This is a genomic window from Bartonella heixiaziensis, from assembly GCF_046245125.2.
GTDB lineage: Bacteria > Pseudomonadota > Alphaproteobacteria > Rhizobiales > Rhizobiaceae > Bartonella > Bartonella heixiaziensis.
Genome location: NZ_CP176404.1, coordinates 568,801 through 587,716 on the forward strand (window position 1 = coordinate 568,801; position 18,916 = coordinate 587,716).

Here is an 18,916-nt window from a genome sequence, read left to right on the forward strand (position 1 = left end):
TAAATGAGGTCTGTAGTAAACTAATGAGATATTACAACAGGTTCTAAGAATCTTTGAAGGAGAACGGCATGAACCACGAGGTCATGAATCTTTTCAATCCTCATGCGCCAGCGCAGACATTTGACTCTATTCGTATTTCAATTGCGAGCCCTGAGAAGATTTTGTCTTGGTCGTATGGTGAGATCAAGAAGCCTGAGACTATTAATTATAGGACTTTTAAGCCAGAGCGTGATGGTCTTTTCTGTGCACGTATATTTGGTCCTATAAAAGACTATGAATGTTTATGCGGTAAATATAAACGCATGAAATACAAGGGCATTATCTGTGAGAAGTGTGGTGTAGAGGTTACTCTTTCACGTGTACGCCGTGAGCGTATGGGGCACATTGAGCTTGCAGCGCCTGTGGCTCATATTTGGTTTCTTAAATCACTACCAGGTCGGATTTCCACACTTTTAGATTTGACTTTGAAGGATATTGAACGGGTTCTTTATTTTGAGAATTACATTGTAACAGAACCAGGGTTGACATCCCTTAAGCTCCATCAGCTTCTTTCTGAAGAAGAATATATGCTTGCTATTGATGAGTTCGGGGAAGATCAGTTTACTGCCATGATTGGTGCTGAGGCTATTTACGAACTTCTAGCTGGCATGGAGTTAGAGAAAATCGCGAATGATTTGCGTGCAGAATTATCTGAGACAACTTCGGAATTAAAGCAGAAGAAATTAATTAAGAGACTTAAGATTGTTGAAAACTTTCTTGAATCCGGCAATAGACCAGAGTGGATGATTATGAAAACAATTCCGGTTATTCCACCGGATTTACGTCCATTGGTTCCACTTGATGGTGGTCGTTTTGCGACATCTGATTTGAATGATCTTTATCGGCGAGTTATTAATCGTAATAACCGATTGAAAAGGCTAATAGAGTTACGTGCTCCTGGAATTATTGTGCGCAATGAGAAGCGTATGGTGCAGGAAGCTGTTGATGCATTATTTGATAATGGTCGGCGTGGGCGTGTGATTACTGGAGCGAATAAACGTCCGCTAAAGTCACTTTCAGATATGTTAAAGGGTAAGCAAGGTCGGTTTCGTCAGAATTTGCTTGGAAAGCGTGTTGATTACTCGGGACGTTCTGTGATCGTGACTGGCCCTGAATTAAAATTGCATCAATGTGGTCTTCCCAAAAAGATGGCGCTCGAATTATTTAAGCCATTTATTTATGCACGGCTTGATGCAAAGGGCTATTCATCAACTGTAAAACAGGCAAAGAAACTTGTTGAAAAAGAGCATCCAGAAGTTTGGGATATTTTGGATGAGGTTATTCGTGAACATCCTGTTTTGCTCAATCGTGCGCCGACATTGCACCGTTTGGGGATTCAAGCTTTTGAACCTATCTTGATTGAGGGAAAAGCTATACAGCTACATCCATTGGTGTGTACTGCTTTTAATGCGGATTTTGATGGTGATCAGATGGCGGTTCATGTTCCGCTTTCTCTTGAAGCACAACTTGAAGCCCGTGTTTTGATGATGTCGACCAATAATATTCTTCATCCAGCCAATGGTGCACCAATTATTGTTCCTTCACAGGATATGGTTCTTGGTCTTTACTATCTTTCGATCGTTTCTGAAAAAGAACCGGGTGAGGGGATGGCTTTTTCCGATATAGGTGAGCTTCATCATGCTTTGGAGAATAAGGTTGTAACTCTTCATACGAAGATCAAAGGTCGTGTTAAAAGTATGGGGAATGATGGAAAAGAAGTTGCTAAACTTTATGATACCACACCTGGTCGTTTGATTATTGGGGAACTTTTACCGAAAAATCCGAATATCTCCTTTGATATTGTTAATCAAGAAATGACTAAAAAGAATATTTCTAAAATGATTGATCAGGTTTATCGGCATTGTGGGCAAAAAGAGACAGTTATTTTCTGTGACCGTATTATGCAGCTTGGTTTTTCTCATGCTTGTCGTGCGGGAATTTCCTTTGGCAAGGATGATATGGTGATTCCTGATAGCAAATCACGTTTGGTTGCAGAAACGGAAGCTTTGGCTAAAGAATATGAGCAGCAATATAATGATGGTTTGATTACCCAGGGTGAAAAGTATAACAAGGTCGTAGATGCTTGGGGTAAATGTACGGATCGCGTTGCGGATGAAATGATGAGACGTATTCAGGCAGTCGAATTTGATCCTAAAACAGGTCGTCAGCGGCCAATGAATTCGATCTATATGATGTCGCATTCTGGTGCGCGTGGTTCTGCTAACCAGATGAAGCAGTTGGCTGGTATGCGTGGGTTAATGGCAAAACCATCGGGTGAAATTATTGAAACGCCAATCATTTCAAACTTTAAAGAAGGTCTAACTGTTAACGAGTACTTCAACTCGACTCACGGTGCACGTAAAGGGCTTGCTGATACTGCGTTAAAAACTGCCAACTCTGGTTACCTAACACGGCGTCTTGTTGATGTTGCACAGGATGCTATTATTTCGGCAGTTGATTGTGGTACTGCAAAGGGGCTTACCATGCAGCCTATTGTTGATGCAGGACAAATTGTTGCATCTCTTGGGCAAAGGATTCTTGGTCGCACAGCGCTTGTTGATATTTTGCATCCAGTTTCTGGAGACGTTATTCTTGAAGGTGGTGCAATGATTGAGGAGGCAGACGTTGCTAAGATTGAAGAAGCTGGAATTCAATCTGTTCAAATCCGTTCTGCTTTGACATGTGAAACGCGCCTTGGTGTTTGTGCCAAGTGCTATGGACGTGATTTGGCACGTGGGACTCCGGTTAATCAGGGTGAAGCAGTTGGTGTTATTGCCGCTCAGTCAATTGGTGAACCGGGAACACAACTTACTATGCGTACTTTCCATTTGGGAGGAACTGCGCAGGTTGTTGATTCATCTCATTTAGAAGCATCTTATGAAGGTACGGTAGAGATTCGTAATCGCAATGTGGTTCGTAATTCGGAAGGACATTTAGTGGTTATGGGGCGTAATATGGCTGTCCTTATCAAGGATGGGACTGGAAAAGAGCGTGTTGTGCATCGTATTAGCTATGGTGCGCGTATTTTTGTTGATGATGGTGATGTGGTTAGATGTGGCCAACGTATAGCAGAATGGGACCCCTACACACGTCCGATTCTCACGGAAGTTGAAGGTTATGTAGGTTTTGAAGATATGATTGATGGTTTATCAGTTACTGAAACAGCTGATGAATCTACAGGTATTACAAAGCGTTTGGTGATTGATTGGCGTGCTAATCCACGTGGTGCTGATCTAAAGCCAGCCATTATTATCCATACAGATAAAAAAGGTGAAAACATTGCTAAATTGTATAAGGGTGGTGAAGCCCGTTATATGATGTCTGTGGAAACTATTCTTTCTGTTGAGCCAGGTGCCCATGTTAAGGCAGGTGACGTGATTGCTCGTTTACCAATGGAAAGTGCCAAGACAAAAGATATTACGGGTGGTCTTCCCCGTGTGGCTGAGCTTTTTGAAGCGCGTCGTCCAAAGGATCACGCTATCATTGCTGAAATCAGCGGTACAATCCGGTTTGGTCGTGGTTATAAAAATAAGCGCCGTATTATCATTGAACCAAATGATGAAACTCTTGAGCCAGTAGAATATTTAATTCCAAAGGGCAAATTGTTTCACTTCCAAGAAGGCGATCAAATTGAAAAGGGAGATTATATCCTCGATGGTAATCCAGCCCCTCACGATATCTTGGCTATTAAGGGGGTTGAGGCTTTGGCGTCTTATCTTGTTAATGAAATTCAGGAAGTTTATCGTTTGCAGGGCGTTTTAATTAATGACAAGCACATTGAAGTGATTGTTCGTCAGATGTTGCAAAAAGTTGAAATTACTGAATCTGGGGATTCTGGTTATATTCCAGGTGATAATGTTGACCGTATTGAATTAGATGAAATCAATGATAATTTGATTGCAGAAGGGAAAAGACCGGCGTCTGGTAATCCTATTCTTCTTGGGATTACAAAAGCATCTCTTCAAACTCCATCCTTCATTTCGGCAGCATCGTTTCAGGAGACAACTCGAGTGCTTACTGAGGCAGCTGTTTCTGGAAAGATTGATACTTTGCAAGGTCTTAAGGAGAATGTTATTGTTGGTCGTCTTATTCCTGCAGGTACAGGTGGCACGATTGCTCAAATTCGCCGTATTGCTGCCGTTCGTGATGATTTGATCGTTGATGAACGGCGCAAGTCTAGTAGTAACGAAGTAGCTAAGGCTATGTTAACAAATATGACAACTGAGGCAACTGCTGAGTAATTTGAATGGATGTCAGCAGTGGTATCAAAACGCCCGAATGTATAGTTCGGGTGTTTTTTTAACCAATATAACTATAAAACCTCTAAGGTGAGTGTTGTTTTGAAATTCTTTGAAGCTCAGTGTGCTTATAATAAATAACACATTCATTTATAATAATAATTCATTGTTTTACAATTTTAATTAGATCTCCGAAGAGTGGAAGATTCTCCTATTTCAAACGTTCTTAGACTAAATCAATAAAAAGCATTCACTTGCACGTCACAAGTGAGATTAGCGTGTGGATAGAAAAGCATTTAAGAAATGCGTAAATATATTTTTATGAACTGTCACCATGCAAGAATAGTTGCAAGATTAGGAGTTGGAAAATACAAAGATGGTGCTGGTTGCTACCTTCATAAACATACAGAAGTGGTGCTCAATGATAGCGATTTTTTCCGATTGCTGTAATTTATGAAGTTTTTCATTAGAGTTTATTTTCAATACACTCAAAGTCAAAAAATTTAAAAAGGTATCATAACGAACAATCAAAGATCCTCCCCATAATCCGAAAACAATCGATTTTCTGATCTATATGTCTGCATAACTGAAAAACTTTGTATTTCTTTATATTAAAAAAATGCAGGAGAGTAGAGGATAAAATACTAACTAAAAGTTTATAAAAGAGAGATATATTTTTGATAGCAATGTGGATTATGAGAACAGAATGATAGAATGTACGGATATTATTCAATTGGTGAATTGACACGGGAATTTTTAATAACTGCTCGGACTTTACGTTATTATGAAGAAGAAGGTCTTCTTGTACCTTTTCGGCGTGGCGGTATATGGCTTTATACGCTAACAGACCGTCATAAATTAAAATAAATACTGCGCTAAAAGAGTTAAATTTTTTTTGTCTGAAATATCTGATATGTTAACCATGGTCGGAAAATTGCCTGATGATGAGAAAAAGCTTAAGGAATTAATTGCAAAAATTAATAAAAAACGGTCTGATTTACAGCAGATGCGGCGTGATATTGTTGATCTCTCGCATGATTTAGAACGTATCGAGGAGACTTTTTTGAGAGTCTGGCTGAATTAGGAGTTAATCGTTGATTTTTAAATTTGTTTCAATTCACTTATTTTCTATGATTTTCTTGTTATGAAAAGATAGACTCTATCAGTTTTTAATTAATAAATAAATATTGATAGTGCATAGGTCATTCGAGAAGAGTAAACCGGATAAAAGCGGTGCTAAATTTTTTAGCAATATGTTAGCTTTATGAGAAGGCAACAATATTCAGTTTTATTTTTCTACAAAAGAGAAAGTATAAACAATGGTGGATTCTCCTGTTGATATTTTTCAATCTATTCTGTCACGAAAGTCAATACGAGCTTTTACTGGTCAGCCGGTTACACAGGAAACAATCAAAGAAATTTTAAAGTTTGCAGCACGAGCTCCATCTGGAACAAATCTCCAACCGTGGCAAGTGATTGTTTTGACGGGAAAAGTATTGAAGAAAGTAGGACAAGAACTCTCACAACTCGCACTCTCAGGAGTAAAAGGAGAGCGTGAAGTGCACTATTATCCACGTCAGTGGAGAGAGCCTTATCTTTCAAGGCGGCGAAAAGTTGGTCTGGATCTTTATAAGAGTCTTGGAATTCAGAAAGGTGATGAGGAAAGAATGCTTCGCCAAAAAGCACGGAATTTTTCATTTTTTGGTGCACCCGTAGGGCTTTTATTTACAATGGATCACGATATGGAAATGGGGAGTTGGCTTGATTTAGGTATGTTTATGCAGACCATTATGTTAGCAGCACGGGGGTTTGGATTAGATACGTGTGCCCAAGCTGCTTTTGCTGATTATCCTAAACAAATTCGTACACTTCTATCCGTGCCTTCTGATCGGCATATTATCTGTGGTATGGCACTTGGCTATCGCGATGTGAATGCTCCAGAAAACAATTTTGAGACTGAACGCGAGCCAATCGAAAATTTTGTACAGTTTTATTAAATCATATCCATAAAATATTTTTATGTAATTAAGTGTAAAATTCTAAGAACTTAAGTTCTTATCACCAATATTTAGGTGGGAACTTCTTATTTTTGTTGAATTTTGATATTGCATGTTAATACTTATTCTACTACGTTTAGGACGTTAAGAGGGTGTGCTCGGGGATCATTGTAAGTTTTTCGAAGGTTAGCTATGGAAAGCGCTATAGAAAGAAAGTGTTGGGTGGTCGCAAGACGAGCAACATTCGTATTTATTTTTGTCATTTTTTTAGCTTATCTCGCAATTTGATTTTTAATAGGACAAAAGTGATAAAAAAGCCTATACTCAAAGCTTTATATTTGACTTTGAGGTGATTGGTGTTTTTATCCGTTTTTGAGCTTTTTAAAATTGGTATTGGTCCTTCTAGCTCACATACGATGGGGCCGATGACTGCTGCTAATATGTTTTTGCAAGAGATTATCGCACGAAACTTTTCTTTGTCTTCTCAGACTGAAGTTTCTCATATACGTGTCTATCTTTATGGTTCATTAGCTTTTACGGGTGTTGGCCATGCTACAGATAGAGCTGTTATATTGGGACTTCTGGGAGAAGAAGCCTCTACCGTTGATCCTGATCGTATGGGATTACTGTTGGAAAAGGTTGAACGCGAAAAAAAGGTGCAACCGGAGGGCCATCCCGCTTATCAGTTTGATTTACACAGTGATCTTATTTTTGAACGAAAGATAACTTTACTTGGGCATGCTAATGGATTAGCCTTTGAAGGGCTTAATGTAGATGGAAATGTTCTTTTACGGGAAGTTTATTATTCTATCGGCGGTGGTTTTGTTGTGACCGAAGATGAATTAAGTAGTATGAATGATACTATACAACCAGAAACATCTACAGTGCCATATCCTTTTGATTCTGGACGTAAAATGTTATCAATGGCAAAAAAATCAGGGCTATCAATCGCTGAAATGAAGCGCATAAACGAAGAGACAAAGATGGAGCGTTCTACTCTTAATAGTGGGCTTGATAAAATTTTTTCAGCTATGACAAATTGCATTGAGAGAGGGCTTTCACAAGAAGGTGAGTTGCCGGGTGGATTGCATGTGCGAAGGCGTGCAAAAAAATTGCACGATAAGCTTTTGGAAGATCGAAAGAAAAATCGTAATCACCCACTTTGGGCAAATGATTGGCTTTCTGTTTACGCTATGGCTGTGAACGAAGAAAATGCAGCGGGTGGTCGTGTTGTTACAGCACCGACGAATGGTGCGGCCGGTGTGATACCAGCGGTTTTGCGTTATTATCTTCAGTTTAATGATGGTTCAGATCGAGAGGGGGTACATAATTTTTTGTTGACGGCAGCAGCCATTGGTGGTGTCATCAAGCACAATGCTTCTATCTCTGGTGCAGAAGTTGGTTGTCAGGGCGAGGTTGGGACAGCCTCTTCAATGGCAGCGGCGGGATTGACGGCAGCATTAGGTGGTACGCCGACTCAAATTGAAAATGCTGCAGAGATTGCGCTTGAGCATCATTTGGGAATGACGTGTGATCCGGTTGCAGGTCTTGTGCAGGTTCCTTGTATTGAGCGTAACGCAATGGGTGCTGTTAAGGCGGTGACGGCTTCTTCCCTTGCATTGCATGGTGATGGGAAGCATTTTGTTTCTCTTGATGCTTGTATAGAAACGATGCGCCAAACAGGGCATGATATGAGTGAACGCTATAAAGAAACAAGTAAAGCTGGTCTCGCAGTCAATGCAATATCTTGTTAAAATATGCAACGATATTTACTCTGATAAATTATTTACGGTTTGCTCATTGATAAAAATCTTTTTTTAAATGACTTTATGTGTTGAAAAGAACATAAGTTTAGAAAAAGATTTAGGCAATTTTGTACAATGTCTATGTTATTTGGGTGGCTTGGTAAATTATTGAAGAGTATTTATTGTCTCACGACAACACCCAATGAAAAGAGTGTTCATCCATTATGCATTATCATCTTTACGCGTATGAAGTAATACGTTGGCGCGCCATCATGCTATTTTCAGCTCTCTCAATGTTGTGCTGACTGCTCTTGCATTAAGACGGTTGATAAGAGGCATATTTATGTCTTTCTTAAACGGTTTTTATCTATACACCAATGCTATCTGTAACGTGCAAGGGAATGGTGTTTATTGTTTTATTATAAGAGAGTTTACAATAAGAAAATCTTACGACATTTGAAGCTCTCATTCAATATACAAAATGATTAATTATCATTATAAATCAATGTATTATCTCATAAAGAAAGTCCATTTTTTTTATGAAAACGTATCAAAGATAATCCTTGATGTTGAAGCCAAAAGTGGGCTAACAGTTGGCGCTTTTGATGTATTTTTTTAAGATGGTTTTATTGAAGAGCTGAGATACCTACTGAAAGTTGGACAGAAATTTGCAGCACAATTTTTATAAATTTAAGGGAGAAGTACGATTGCGAAAGGATTTTTGAAGATTGTAGGCAATGCGTGAGGATGCTTATTAACAAAATAATTTTCGGCAAAATTACTTATAGAATTAAACATTTGTCGCACCTAAACGGATTTTAAGAGGAACGCTACCGGTTTGACTTGCAACGCGTAAATGAATGCGGACAGGAGGCATTGCGAGACGACGATTTCGCGTTGTTTGGCAAATAAGAAGATTGACAAGAGACAGCGTATCTAGCGTAGAAGGAGTAGACTTTAAGCCAGCAAGTCTTGTCGCGGCATCGTGAAGAGAACGCAATGAGAGCAGGGATGATTGCTTCAATAAATTTTCTTTTTCAGGGGATGAAGCAAGAGCATTATGTGTCATGATACTTATCCTTAACGCAGAATTCAAAAACTTTTAGTAAGTTACAGTATAGCAGTTAAAATTTGCTTTCTTTAACGCAGAACAAGCATTAAATGCCTCTTTTTTTGATTGAAAGCCTATAAACCGCGCACGGTAATAGCGACGTCCACTTTTTTCAAATAGTTGCATATGTGAAGATGCATTCTTTAAAGCAGAATAAGCTGTATTTTTTGCTTTTAAAAGCAGAGTATTTGCTTGTTCTTTATTGGGAAGAGAACCAATTTGGATGGCCCATCCAGCATTTGTGGACAAAGAGGCCGTAACAATTTTATGCGTCTCAACGGGTATAGCTTTTTGGGGGTTAGGGATTGGTATAATTGCTTGGTTTACAGCGGCTATTGCAGTATTAGAATTTTTAGGTTGTTCAGCAAATGCTGTCAGCATCGTAGAAATTTCATTATCGAGATCTGTTGGATCGGATTTAACGATCGGTATAGGAACATTAGTGCCAGTGGGTAAGTTATAGTGTGCGGAAGCCATTAACTTTCTATCACTTTTCAAGCGGCTTGCTTTAGGCAAATATTGGCTCAATAAGCTGGCCATATGCTCATCACGCGCGCTAGATGATTTTCCTCCCATAACGACAGCAACGATAGAGCGTCCCTCGAGGCGCATTGAAGTTGCTAAATTAGAACCTGACATTTGTGTGTAGCCTGTCTTAATTCCATCGACGCCTTTTATTGTTTGAACGAGTTTATTATGGCTGTTAACGGTATGTCCACGAAAAATAAAACTTTTTATTTTGAACAATTTATACTGTTCTGGAAAATGTTTGCGTAGAGCTAATGACAAAGTAGCCATATCCCGTGCAGTGGAATAATTTCGCACATCTGGGAGTCCTGAAGCATTTGCGAAATGGGTATTTACCATGCCAAGTTTTCGGGCTTTAGCTGTCATCATTCGAGCGAATTTTTTTTCACTACCGCCAAGATATTCAGCAATTGCAGTGGCTACATCATTTGCTGATTTTGTAATGAGTGCTTTAGCAGCTGTTTGTGCAGAAATTGTTTGGCCTTCTTTAAATCCGAGTTTTGTTGGGGGACGTGCAGCTGCATAACGTGAGACAGGGATTGGTGTATTTGGTGTCACACGACGTATATGCATAGCCTCAAAGAGCATGTACAATGTCATCATTTTTGTCAAAGAAGCAGGATAACGTTTTAACGTCGAATTGGCTTGAAATAAAGTTTTTCCTGTATTTGCATCTATAACGATAGCAGCATACTTATCAGGATAGGCTCCTTGAGGAGTAGCTGATGCCAAAGAGTAAGAAAGAGCTAAAACAATAAAAGCAATTGCCACCTTTTTGTAACAACGCATAATTTTTTGGCAGTTAATATACACTTGCAGTATCCTATTTCTCCATTTACTTAAAAAAATACCTGTAAAGCTCCTTTTTGCTACAGCTTTTTGATGTAATTTAGACGAATGATATTACTAATTTGTTTACAGAGATTATTTGGGAGTTTCCATATTTGACTCAAAATTTAGCTCTAAAAAAAGTTTTCCTTTCATTTACGCAAACAACTATTGCAATAGTTATGAAAGAACTTAAGATTAATAAAGTGTGCAGCACAGGAAACGATGATGGTACAGAAGCTAATAACGAATTCTATACTCCATATTATGCACAATGAAAAGGGCAAGAATTGGGATGAAAGCAGGCAAGATGCCGTTATAATTTCTACAATTAGACAAAAACTTCAAAAGCCTAAACGATATCGTGTGTTCTTACTTAATGATGATTACACACCTATGGATTTCGTTGTTTTTGTTTTGAAGAACTTTTTTAAAAAAAGTTTCGAAGAAGCAACATGTATAATGTTAAATGTTCATCAGAATGGGATAGGCGAATGCGGAACGTACAGTTATGAAGTCGCGGAAATGAAAATAGTACAAGTTCGGGAGTGCGCACGTCAAAATGAACATCCGTTACAATGTGTAATGGAATGGAAGTGAGGGATTATGCCGTCTTTTACACCTAGTCTTGAAGAGGTTTTGCATCGTGCATTAACAATTGCAGCTCAAGCGCGACATGAATATGCAACATTAGAGCACCTTCTCCTTGCTCTGTTAGATGATTCCGATGCAAGTTCAGTTATTCGGGCTTGTCAGGTAGATGTGGAAGAATTGCGGGAGCGCTTAACCCATTATATTCAGTCAGAATTAGATGCACAGATTAAAGCTGATGAGGATACAAAACCGACAACATTTTTCCAGCGTGTTATTCAACGCGCGGTGATTCATGCTCAGTCAGCTGGAAAAGATGAAGTGTCGGGGGCGAACGTTCTTGTTGCCATTTTTTCTGAACATGAGAGCCATGCAGCATATTTCCTCCAAGAGATGGGAATGACGCGTTATGATGCTGTGCGTTTCATCTCACACGGTATTACGCGTGATGATGGATTATCCATGTTACTTGAGGATCTTGAAGAGCAATTAGATCAGCAGATTTCGGATAATGCTGAGAAGGGGACAAGTGCACTAACTGCTTACTGCATTGATCTCAATTGCAAAGCACGCAGTGGTAAAATTGACTTATTGATTGGCCGTGACATGGAAATTTCACGGATGATTCAGGTTTTATGTCGCAGATCAAAAAATAATCCGCTTTTGGTGGGTGATCCTGGAGTTGGAAAAACCGCTATAATTGAGGGGTTGGCGAAACGCATTGTTGATGGGCAGGTACCTGAAGTTTTATCAAAGGCAACGATATTTTCCCTTGATATGGGAGGACTTGTTGCTGGTACACGCTACCGCGGTGATTTTGAAGAACGGTTAAAGCAAATTATGAAAGAATTTGAGCAATATCCAGATGGTATTTTATTTATTGATGAAATTCATACATTAATTGGAGCAGGGGCTACATTGGGGGGAAATATGGATGCGGCAAATCTTTTAAAACCTGCATTATCTTCTGGAACTATTCGATGTATTGGTTCGACAACTTACAGAGAATATCGCAAAATTTTTGAACAAGATCGAGCTTTGGAGCGCCGTTTCCAAAAGATAGATGTTAACGAACCTTCTATTGCTGATGCAATTAAGATTTTACAGGGGGTAAAGCCTTATTTTGAAAATTTTCATCAGATCAAATATACGGACGAGGCGATGAAGGCGTCTGTAGAATTATCTTCACGTTTTATGATTGATCGCCGGTTACCTGATAAAGCAATTGATATTATTGATGAAAGTGGTGCAGCGCAAAAGCTTTTGCCGAAAAAACAAAGGAAAAAGAGTATAGGGGTCAAAGAAATTGAAGCGATTGTTGCTACTATGGCAAGAATTCCATCCAAAACAGTTTCTGGCAATGATCAGAAGATTCTTAGCAAGCTTGAAAGAGAACTCAAGCATGTTGTTTACGGGCAAGATCAGGCGATTTCAGCATTAGTGTCGTCAATTAAATTAGCACGGGCAGGATTGCGCGAACCAGACAAACCAATAGGAAGTTATTTATTTTCCGGACCAACAGGTGTAGGAAAAACTGAAATTGCAAAACAACTTGCATCTTCTTTAGGAATCGAACTGTTACGTTTTGATATGTCAGAATACATGGAACGGCACACGGTGGCGCGCTTGATCGGGGCACCTCCAGGTTATATAGGGTTTGATCAAGGGGGGCTCCTGACAGATGCAGTTGATCAGAAGCCACATGCAGTTTTATTGCTAGACGAGATTGAGAAAGCGCACCCAGACTTGTTTAATATTTTGTTGCAGGTCATGGATTATGGTAAGCTAACAGATCATAATGGCAAAAAAATTGATTTTCGTAATATCATTCTAATTATGACAACCAACGCTGGGGCCTCCGATATGGCAAAATCTGCCATCGGATTTAGCAAAGTGCGTCGTGAGGGTGATGATATAGAAGCAATCAATCGACTCTTTACACCAGAATTTCGTAATAGGCTAGATGCGATTATTCCGTTTGCACCTTTATCTCAGTTAATCATCAATCAGATTGTACAAAAGTTTATTTTTCAGCTTGAAGCACAATTGGCGGAGCGGGGGATTTGTTTTGAATTAAGTCCTTCTGCGATGGTTTGGCTTGCCAATAAAGGATACAATTCTCAGATGGGGGCACGCCCATTGAGTTATGTTATACAAGAACATATTAAGAAGCCGTTGGCTGACGAAATTTTATTTGGAAAATTGCGCAATGGTGGCATGGTTCGCGTAATGACACACCAAACAAACGAAGAAAAAGAGAAGCTACAGTTAAAAATTTCATCTTCTGATATGTCTGTTAGTGCAAAGAACAGTAAAACGACACGTTTTACAAAAAAACGTGTCGGGAAAAAAAGCTCAGCAACTTAAAGAAGCGTTTTTAAGGGCTGCACGGATTTTTTTTGCGTTCTCTTCAAGGACTTCTGTAGGCGTTATAACATTATTATGGGGGGTAAGCTCTATTCCTTCCATACGTGGAATAATATGGAAATGGAGATGATAAACGGTTTGTTGGCTCGCTGCTTCATTAAATTGCATGACTGTTACACCATCTGCTTGAAAGGCTTTTTTAACAGCTTTGGCGATTTTTTGAACAGCTTTGATAACAGGAAACAATGTTTCAGTATCAGCGTCTAGTAGGTTTCTAGAACCTTTTCGGGGAATAACGAGTGTATGACCTGGTGCTTGTGGCATGATATCCATGAATGCAATGACATCCTCATCTTCATAGACACGAACAGAAGGGATTTCATTGCGAATCAATTTAGCAAAAATGTTATTATTATCATAAGCTTGTTTCATACCAATTTTTCCTTTTATTCGTTTTGAGTTCAGAATTTTCATTTCAAGACGGAAGAATGTGAAGGTTGGAAGAGTATTAGACAAAGAGCGATTTTTCATTCAGTCTTTGCTTTGTCGGGTGTGCTGCTATTGATGAAAGTTTAAATTTCTATGATGGCTTCAACTTCTACTGGAACGTCCAAAGGAAGAGAGGCAACACCAACAGCAGAACGGGCATGTTTTCCCGCTTCGCCGAGGATATTGACGAATAAATCAGAAGCTCCATTAGCGACAAGAGGGATATCGGTAAAATGAGGATCGGCAGCAACAAAAACGGTAATTTTTACTACGCGTTTTATTTTATTTAAATTACTGAGAGCTGTTTTGATTTGTGCAAGAATGTTGATCGCACAGACTTCTGCTGATTTTTTTGCTTGTTCGGCGCTAACTGTTGCTCCCACTTTACCAATTGCTATTGGTTTTCCATTGAAAAGAGGAAGTTGTCCGGAGATAAAGAGTTGGTTGCCGCTTTGTGAAGTTGTTACGTAATTGGCAATGGGCTGTGCTGCTTCAGGAAGAGTGATTCCGAAGTGTTTTAGGTGGCTTTCAATCGTATCGGTCATAATTTAAACTCCATAGCTATTCTATAATACACCCATTGCATAAACTATTTTTCGATTTAAGGAAATGTGTGGTTAATTGAGAAGTTAGCCTTTTTTGCCTTGTTGTATGATGGTATGCAACGGGGAAAGAATTGGAAGTTAGGAATGGTTAGATCGTTATTTGTAATAGTTTTATATGGTGTTCTTTTATGTACTGCGAGAGCTGAAGAGTCTGTTTTTGTTGCACCGCATCGAGCGATTTATGATTTTCAGCTCGATAGTGTTTCTCATGAGATGACAATTTCGGGCGTAACTGGGAGAATGGTTTATGAACTCACGGGCTCAGTATGTCAGGGCTATACCACACGTTTTCGTTTTATCAGCCGTATTCATGCTGAAGATATGCCGGTGCGCTTAACGGATCAACAGACGACGAGTTATGAAACAGGCGATAGTCGTACATTTCATTTCAGCGTTACAGATCAAGTTGGACAACAGGTCGCACACCGTGCCGAAGGAATGGCTGAGCGTATTCAAGACGGGATTCTCGTTAAACTGAAAAAGCCGAAAGAGAAGGAATACAAACTTGCAATGGCAGAGTTCCCAATTATGCAACTGAAGAGTATCATCCGGCATGCAAAAGCAGGTCGGAATTTTTATCACACTACTGTGTTTGATGGAACAGAGAAAGCAGACAAAGTCATAAAAGAAAGTATAATTATTGGGGAAAAGAAGACGCACATATCTGATGATGAAACGGACAAAATGCAAAAATTAGATGAATGGGACTATTGGCCAGTTACGATTTCTTATTTTGATGATGTAGAGAATAAAGATGGCTTACCTGTTTATCGCACAAGCTTTTTCTTACATGAAAATGGTGTCATGCGCGATCTTCATATAGATTATGGAACTTTTTCAATGCGGGCAAAATTGAACAGTCTTGAATTTCTCGACGTTGAAAAAAATCTCGATCAATGCAAACATTAAATGATTGCATAAAATGACTTGAAAAAGAATCAAATATTAGTATGGTTACGTTATTCCACACGCGGAGTTTGGGTATTTGCAGGGAAAGCCTAGCAAATGTCCGCCGGTAGTAGGCTTGCCTACTTTGTTCTGCGGAGGTTGAACCGGAAAGGATAAACTTATGGCACTACCAGATTTTACTATGCACCAGCTTTTAGAAGCAGGTGTACACTTTGGTCACCAGACTCATCGCTGGAATCCAAAGATGACTCCCTATATTTACGGTCAGCGTAATAATATTCATATTATTGATCTTGCTCAGACTGTTCCACTTTTACACCAAGCGCTGAAACTTGTTTCAGATACGGTTGCGCGTGGTGGTCGCATCCTCTTTGTTGGTACCAAACGGCAAGCATCTGAGATTATTGCTGATGCAGCGAATCGTTCGGCACAATATTACGTTAATGCGCGTTGGCTTGGTGGCATGCTGACAAATTGGAAGACGATCTCCCATTCGATACATCGTTTGCGTAAGCTTGATAAAATTCTTGCTGCTGAAGCACAAGGTTTTACTAAAAAAGAACGTTTGAATCTTGAACGTGATCGTGAAAAGCTTAATCGTGCGCTTGGCGGCATTAAGGATATGGGGTCTGTTCCAGATCTTATATTTATCATCGATACAAATAAAGAAAATATTGCTATCCAAGAAGCCAAACGTCTAGGTATTCCTGTTATTGCTATTATTGATACCAACTGCGATCCTGATAATGTCGATCATCCGATTCCCGGTAATGATGATGCTTCGCGGGCAATTTCTCTTTATTGTGATCTTTTTGCCCGTGCTGCTCTTGATGGTATCGCTCGTCAGCAAGGTGCAATGGGTGTTGATTTAGGAGCTCAAGCTGATGCACCTGTGGAGCCTGTTTTGGAAAATACGGTTCCAGTTCCTGAATAGCAATTTAAAACGCCCGTTAGGGTACTTATTTTCTAAAGGAGAGGTTGTAAGTGTGCATAGGGTTTTTCTTCTTGCGCGCTTTCGCCATTACAGAACGAAGAGGCAAATATGAGCATTACTGCTGCACAAGTAAAAGAACTTCGGGAATTGTCGGGCGCTGGTATGATGGACTGCAAGGCAGCTCTGGAAAATACCGGTGGTGATATGGAAGCTGCTGTTGATTGGCTTCGTAAAAAAGGAATAGCTAAAGCAGATAAAAAGGCTGGTCGTACAGCTGCTGAGGGTCTCATCGGAGTTGTATCAAAAGATTCAAGTGCGGTTTTGGTTGAAGTTAATTCTGAAACAGATTTCGTTGCACGCAATGATGTTTTTCAAGACATTGTACGAAATGTAGCAACAGCTGCTTTAGGTACACAGGGCACTGTTGAATCTGTTTCGGCATCTCTTTATCCGGGTTCTGAGAAAACAGTTGAGGTAACAATTAAAGACGCGATTGGTACCATTGGCGAAAATATGACATTTCGTCGTTCTGCTAAACTTTCTGTTGAGAATGGTGTTGTTGCTACTTATATACACAATAGTGTGGCTGATGGTCTTGGAAAACTTGGTGTTTTGGTTGCTATTGAAACAACAGGCAATAAAGAGGCAGCTATTGCATTTGGTCGGCAAGTTGCGATGCATATTGCTGCAACCAATCCATTAGCGCTAACGGCGGAAGATGTTGATGTTAGTGCTGTTGAGCGTGAAAAAGCGATTTTTTCAGATCAGGCGCGTCAATCTGGAAAGCCTGAAAACATCATTGAAAAAATGGTAGAAGGGCGTATGCGTAAGTTTTTCGAAGAGGTAGTTTTGCTTTCTCAGGCTTTTGTTATGAATTCTGATATGACTGTTGAGGTGGCTTTAAAGGACGCTGAAAAAACGATTGGTGCGCCAGCGAAAATCACAGGTTTCATTCGTTTCGCACTGGGCGAAGGTATCGAAAAAGAAGAGTCTGATTTTGCAGCAGAGGTTGCCGCTGCTGCAAAAGGGTAGCTTTTTGTAAATTGTTGATCAGAGATTTTAAATCATACCATTGAATATAAAATCACTAAAGAGTAAAGAGTATGATTGTTGAAAGGGCGTCACGTGGCGAAGTGGTGCCCTTAGTGGTGTCAAAAGCAAAAAGTAAAAAGCTTTTGGGGAGGTTATCAATGGCATTAGCGTTTCAGTATAAACGTATCCTTTTAAAGGTTTCTGGTGAAGCTCTTATGGGGGAACAGAGCTTTGGGATTGATGTTTCTGTTGCAGACCGTATCGCTGCTGATATTGCTGAAGTGCGGGCGGTGGGTATAGAAGTTGCTATTGTTATAGGTGGAGGCAATATTTTTCGCGGAGTTGCTGTTGCTTCACATGGTGGCGATCGCGTAACAGGTGATCATATGGGAATGCTTGCAACTGCTATTAATTCTTTAGCGTTGCGAACATCATTGACAAAATTAGGGGTTGAAACGGTTGTGTTATCTGCAATTGCTATGCCACAAATTTGTGAGAGCTTTTCACAGCGTAAAGCTATAAGTTATATGAATCAAGGAAAGGTCGTTATTTTTGCAGGTGGTACTGGTAATCCATTTTTCACTACTGATTCCGCTGCTACTTTACGTGCAGCAGAAATTGGTGCAGATGTTCTCCTGAAGGGAACACAAGTAGATGGTATTTATTCTGCAGATCCCAAAATAGACCCTACTGCTAAGCGTTTTGATCAATTAACACACGTCGAGATTTTACAATTGGGGTTGTCTGTTATGGATACAACGGCGGTCACCTTAGCGCGCGAGAATAATGTGCCAATCATTGTATATTCCATTCATGAAAAAGGTGGTTTAGCGAAGGTATTGAATGGAACTGGACGGTTTACAATAGTGTCGGAATGAAGATAATCTTCAAGGTGTAATTAAAGGAGACAGAAATATGAGTATTACATCGATTATGGATGATCTGAAACGTCGCATGGATGGAGCTATTTCGGCTTTTAAACATGAATTAGGTGGTTTGCGGACTGGGCGAGCATCAGCCAGTTTATTGGAGCCGTTGACAGTTGAGGCTTATGGTTCTGTTGTACATATAAATCAGGTAGCAAATATTTCTGTTCCAGAACCGCGGATGCTTTCAGTCTCTGTGTGGGATAAAACGATGGTTGGGGCTGTGGAGCGTGCTATTCGCGATTCTGGCCTTGGTTTAAATCCCATCACGGATGGTATGAATTTGCGTATTCCTTTACCTGAATTAAATGAAGAGCGCCGTAAAGAACTCGTAAAAATTGCGCATCATTATGCAGAGTTAGCTCGTGTCGCTGCTCGCCATGTCCGTCGGGATGGCATGGATAATTTAAAAAAATTAGAAAAAGAAGGTGAAATTGGTCAAGATGAAGCTCATGGTTTGTCAGATAAAGTTCAAAAACTTACGGATGAAACCATTGCTGATATTGATAAAATTTTAGCTGTAAAAGAATCTGAAATTATGCATGTGTAAGGCGATTTTGTTGCTAGAAAAAATGTT

Annotated in this window: 16 protein-coding genes; 12 read left to right on the forward strand and 4 right to left on the reverse strand. The window is 39.7% G+C overall.

What is annotated here, in order from left to right:
- Window positions 1-68: 68 nt before the first annotated feature.
- From rpoC to ACKC4Y_RS02500, 5 genes are all read left to right on the forward strand, one after another.
- Window positions 69-4,280 carry a DNA-directed RNA polymerase subunit beta' gene (gene rpoC / locus ACKC4Y_RS02480; RefSeq protein ID WP_409361823.1) on the forward strand — a complete coding sequence of 1,404 codons (4,212 nt, stop codon included), beginning with the start codon at window positions 69-71 and terminating at the stop codon, window positions 4,278-4,280.
- Between the two features lie 711 nt (window positions 4,281-4,991).
- Window positions 4,992-5,144, forward strand: a complete 153-nt coding sequence (locus ACKC4Y_RS02485) for a MerR family transcriptional regulator (RefSeq protein WP_409361824.1) — start codon at window positions 4,992-4,994, stop codon at window positions 5,142-5,144.
- A gap of 28 nt (window positions 5,145-5,172) precedes the next feature.
- Window positions 5,173-5,361: a hypothetical protein gene (locus ACKC4Y_RS02490; protein WP_409361825.1), complete on the forward strand. Its 189-nt coding sequence runs from the start codon at window positions 5,173-5,175 to the stop codon at window positions 5,359-5,361.
- Between the two features lie 235 nt (window positions 5,362-5,596).
- Complete coding sequence (locus tag ACKC4Y_RS02495; protein WP_409361826.1) at window positions 5,597-6,274, forward strand: nitroreductase; 678 nt, start codon at window positions 5,597-5,599, stop codon at window positions 6,272-6,274.
- Window positions 6,275-6,630: 356 nt separating this feature from the next.
- Window positions 6,631-8,028, forward strand: a complete 1,398-nt coding sequence (locus ACKC4Y_RS02500) for an L-serine ammonia-lyase (protein WP_409361827.1) — start codon at window positions 6,631-6,633, stop codon at window positions 8,026-8,028.
- Between the two features lie 781 nt (window positions 8,029-8,809).
- Here ACKC4Y_RS02500 and ACKC4Y_RS02505 read toward each other — a convergent pair.
- Window positions 8,810-9,088 (reverse strand): hypothetical protein, encoded by a 279-nt coding sequence (locus ACKC4Y_RS02505; protein ID WP_409361828.1) that lies wholly within the window; start codon window positions 9,086-9,088, stop codon window positions 8,810-8,812.
- 33 nt (window positions 9,089-9,121) lie between these two features.
- Window positions 9,122-10,471, reverse strand: a complete 1,350-nt coding sequence (locus ACKC4Y_RS02510) for an SPOR domain-containing protein (RefSeq protein WP_409361829.1) — start codon at window positions 10,469-10,471, stop codon at window positions 9,122-9,124.
- A gap of 243 nt (window positions 10,472-10,714) precedes the next feature.
- Here ACKC4Y_RS02510 and clpS point away from each other — a divergent pair, with 243 nt between their 5' ends.
- Window positions 10,715-11,086 (forward strand): ATP-dependent Clp protease adapter ClpS, encoded by a 372-nt coding sequence (gene clpS / locus ACKC4Y_RS02515; RefSeq protein WP_409361830.1) that lies wholly within the window; start codon window positions 10,715-10,717, stop codon window positions 11,084-11,086.
- Between the two features lie 6 nt (window positions 11,087-11,092).
- On the forward strand, window positions 11,093-13,444 hold the full coding sequence (gene clpA / locus ACKC4Y_RS02520; RefSeq protein WP_409361831.1) for an ATP-dependent Clp protease ATP-binding subunit ClpA: 2,352 nt from the start codon (window positions 11,093-11,095) through the stop codon (window positions 13,442-13,444).
- Here the strand turns inward: clpA and ACKC4Y_RS02525 are convergent.
- Complete coding sequence (locus ACKC4Y_RS02525) at window positions 13,433-13,876, reverse strand: HIT family protein (protein ID WP_409361832.1); 444 nt, start codon at window positions 13,874-13,876, stop codon at window positions 13,433-13,435. The two genes, clpA and ACKC4Y_RS02525, sit on opposite strands and share 12 nt — an antisense overlap.
- Window positions 13,877-14,016: 140 nt before the next feature.
- Entirely contained in the window at window positions 14,017-14,478 is a 462-nt protein-coding gene (locus ACKC4Y_RS02530; RefSeq protein WP_409361833.1) for a RidA family protein, read from the reverse strand.
- A gap of 144 nt (window positions 14,479-14,622) precedes the next feature.
- Between ACKC4Y_RS02530 and ACKC4Y_RS02535 the strand changes: the two genes are divergently transcribed.
- The 5 genes from ACKC4Y_RS02535 to frr all read left to right on the forward strand — a co-directional run bounded on the left by ACKC4Y_RS02535 (window position 14,623) and on the right by frr (window position 18,889).
- On the forward strand, window positions 14,623-15,447 hold the full coding sequence (locus tag ACKC4Y_RS02535) for a cell envelope integrity EipB family protein (RefSeq protein WP_409361834.1): 825 nt from the start codon (window positions 14,623-14,625) through the stop codon (window positions 15,445-15,447).
- A 160-nt stretch (window positions 15,448-15,607) separates the two neighbouring features.
- Window positions 15,608-16,381: a 30S ribosomal protein S2 gene (gene rpsB, locus ACKC4Y_RS02540; RefSeq protein WP_409361835.1), complete on the forward strand. Its 774-nt coding sequence runs from the start codon at window positions 15,608-15,610 to the stop codon at window positions 16,379-16,381.
- A 108-nt stretch (window positions 16,382-16,489) separates the two neighbouring features.
- Window positions 16,490-17,413, forward strand: coding sequence for a translation elongation factor Ts (gene tsf / locus ACKC4Y_RS02545; RefSeq protein ID WP_409361836.1), 924 nt, complete (start codon window positions 16,490-16,492; stop codon window positions 17,411-17,413).
- Window positions 17,414-17,571: 158 nt separating this feature from the next.
- The gene (gene pyrH / locus ACKC4Y_RS02550; protein WP_409362131.1) at window positions 17,572-18,291 is read left to right on the forward strand and encodes a UMP kinase; all 720 of its coding nucleotides are present in this window, start codon (window positions 17,572-17,574) and stop codon (window positions 18,289-18,291) included.
- Window positions 18,292-18,328: 37 nt separating this feature from the next.
- Window positions 18,329-18,889: a ribosome recycling factor gene (gene frr, locus ACKC4Y_RS02555; RefSeq protein WP_409361837.1), complete on the forward strand. Its 561-nt coding sequence runs from the start codon at window positions 18,329-18,331 to the stop codon at window positions 18,887-18,889.
- Window positions 18,890-18,916 lie beyond the last annotated feature (27 nt).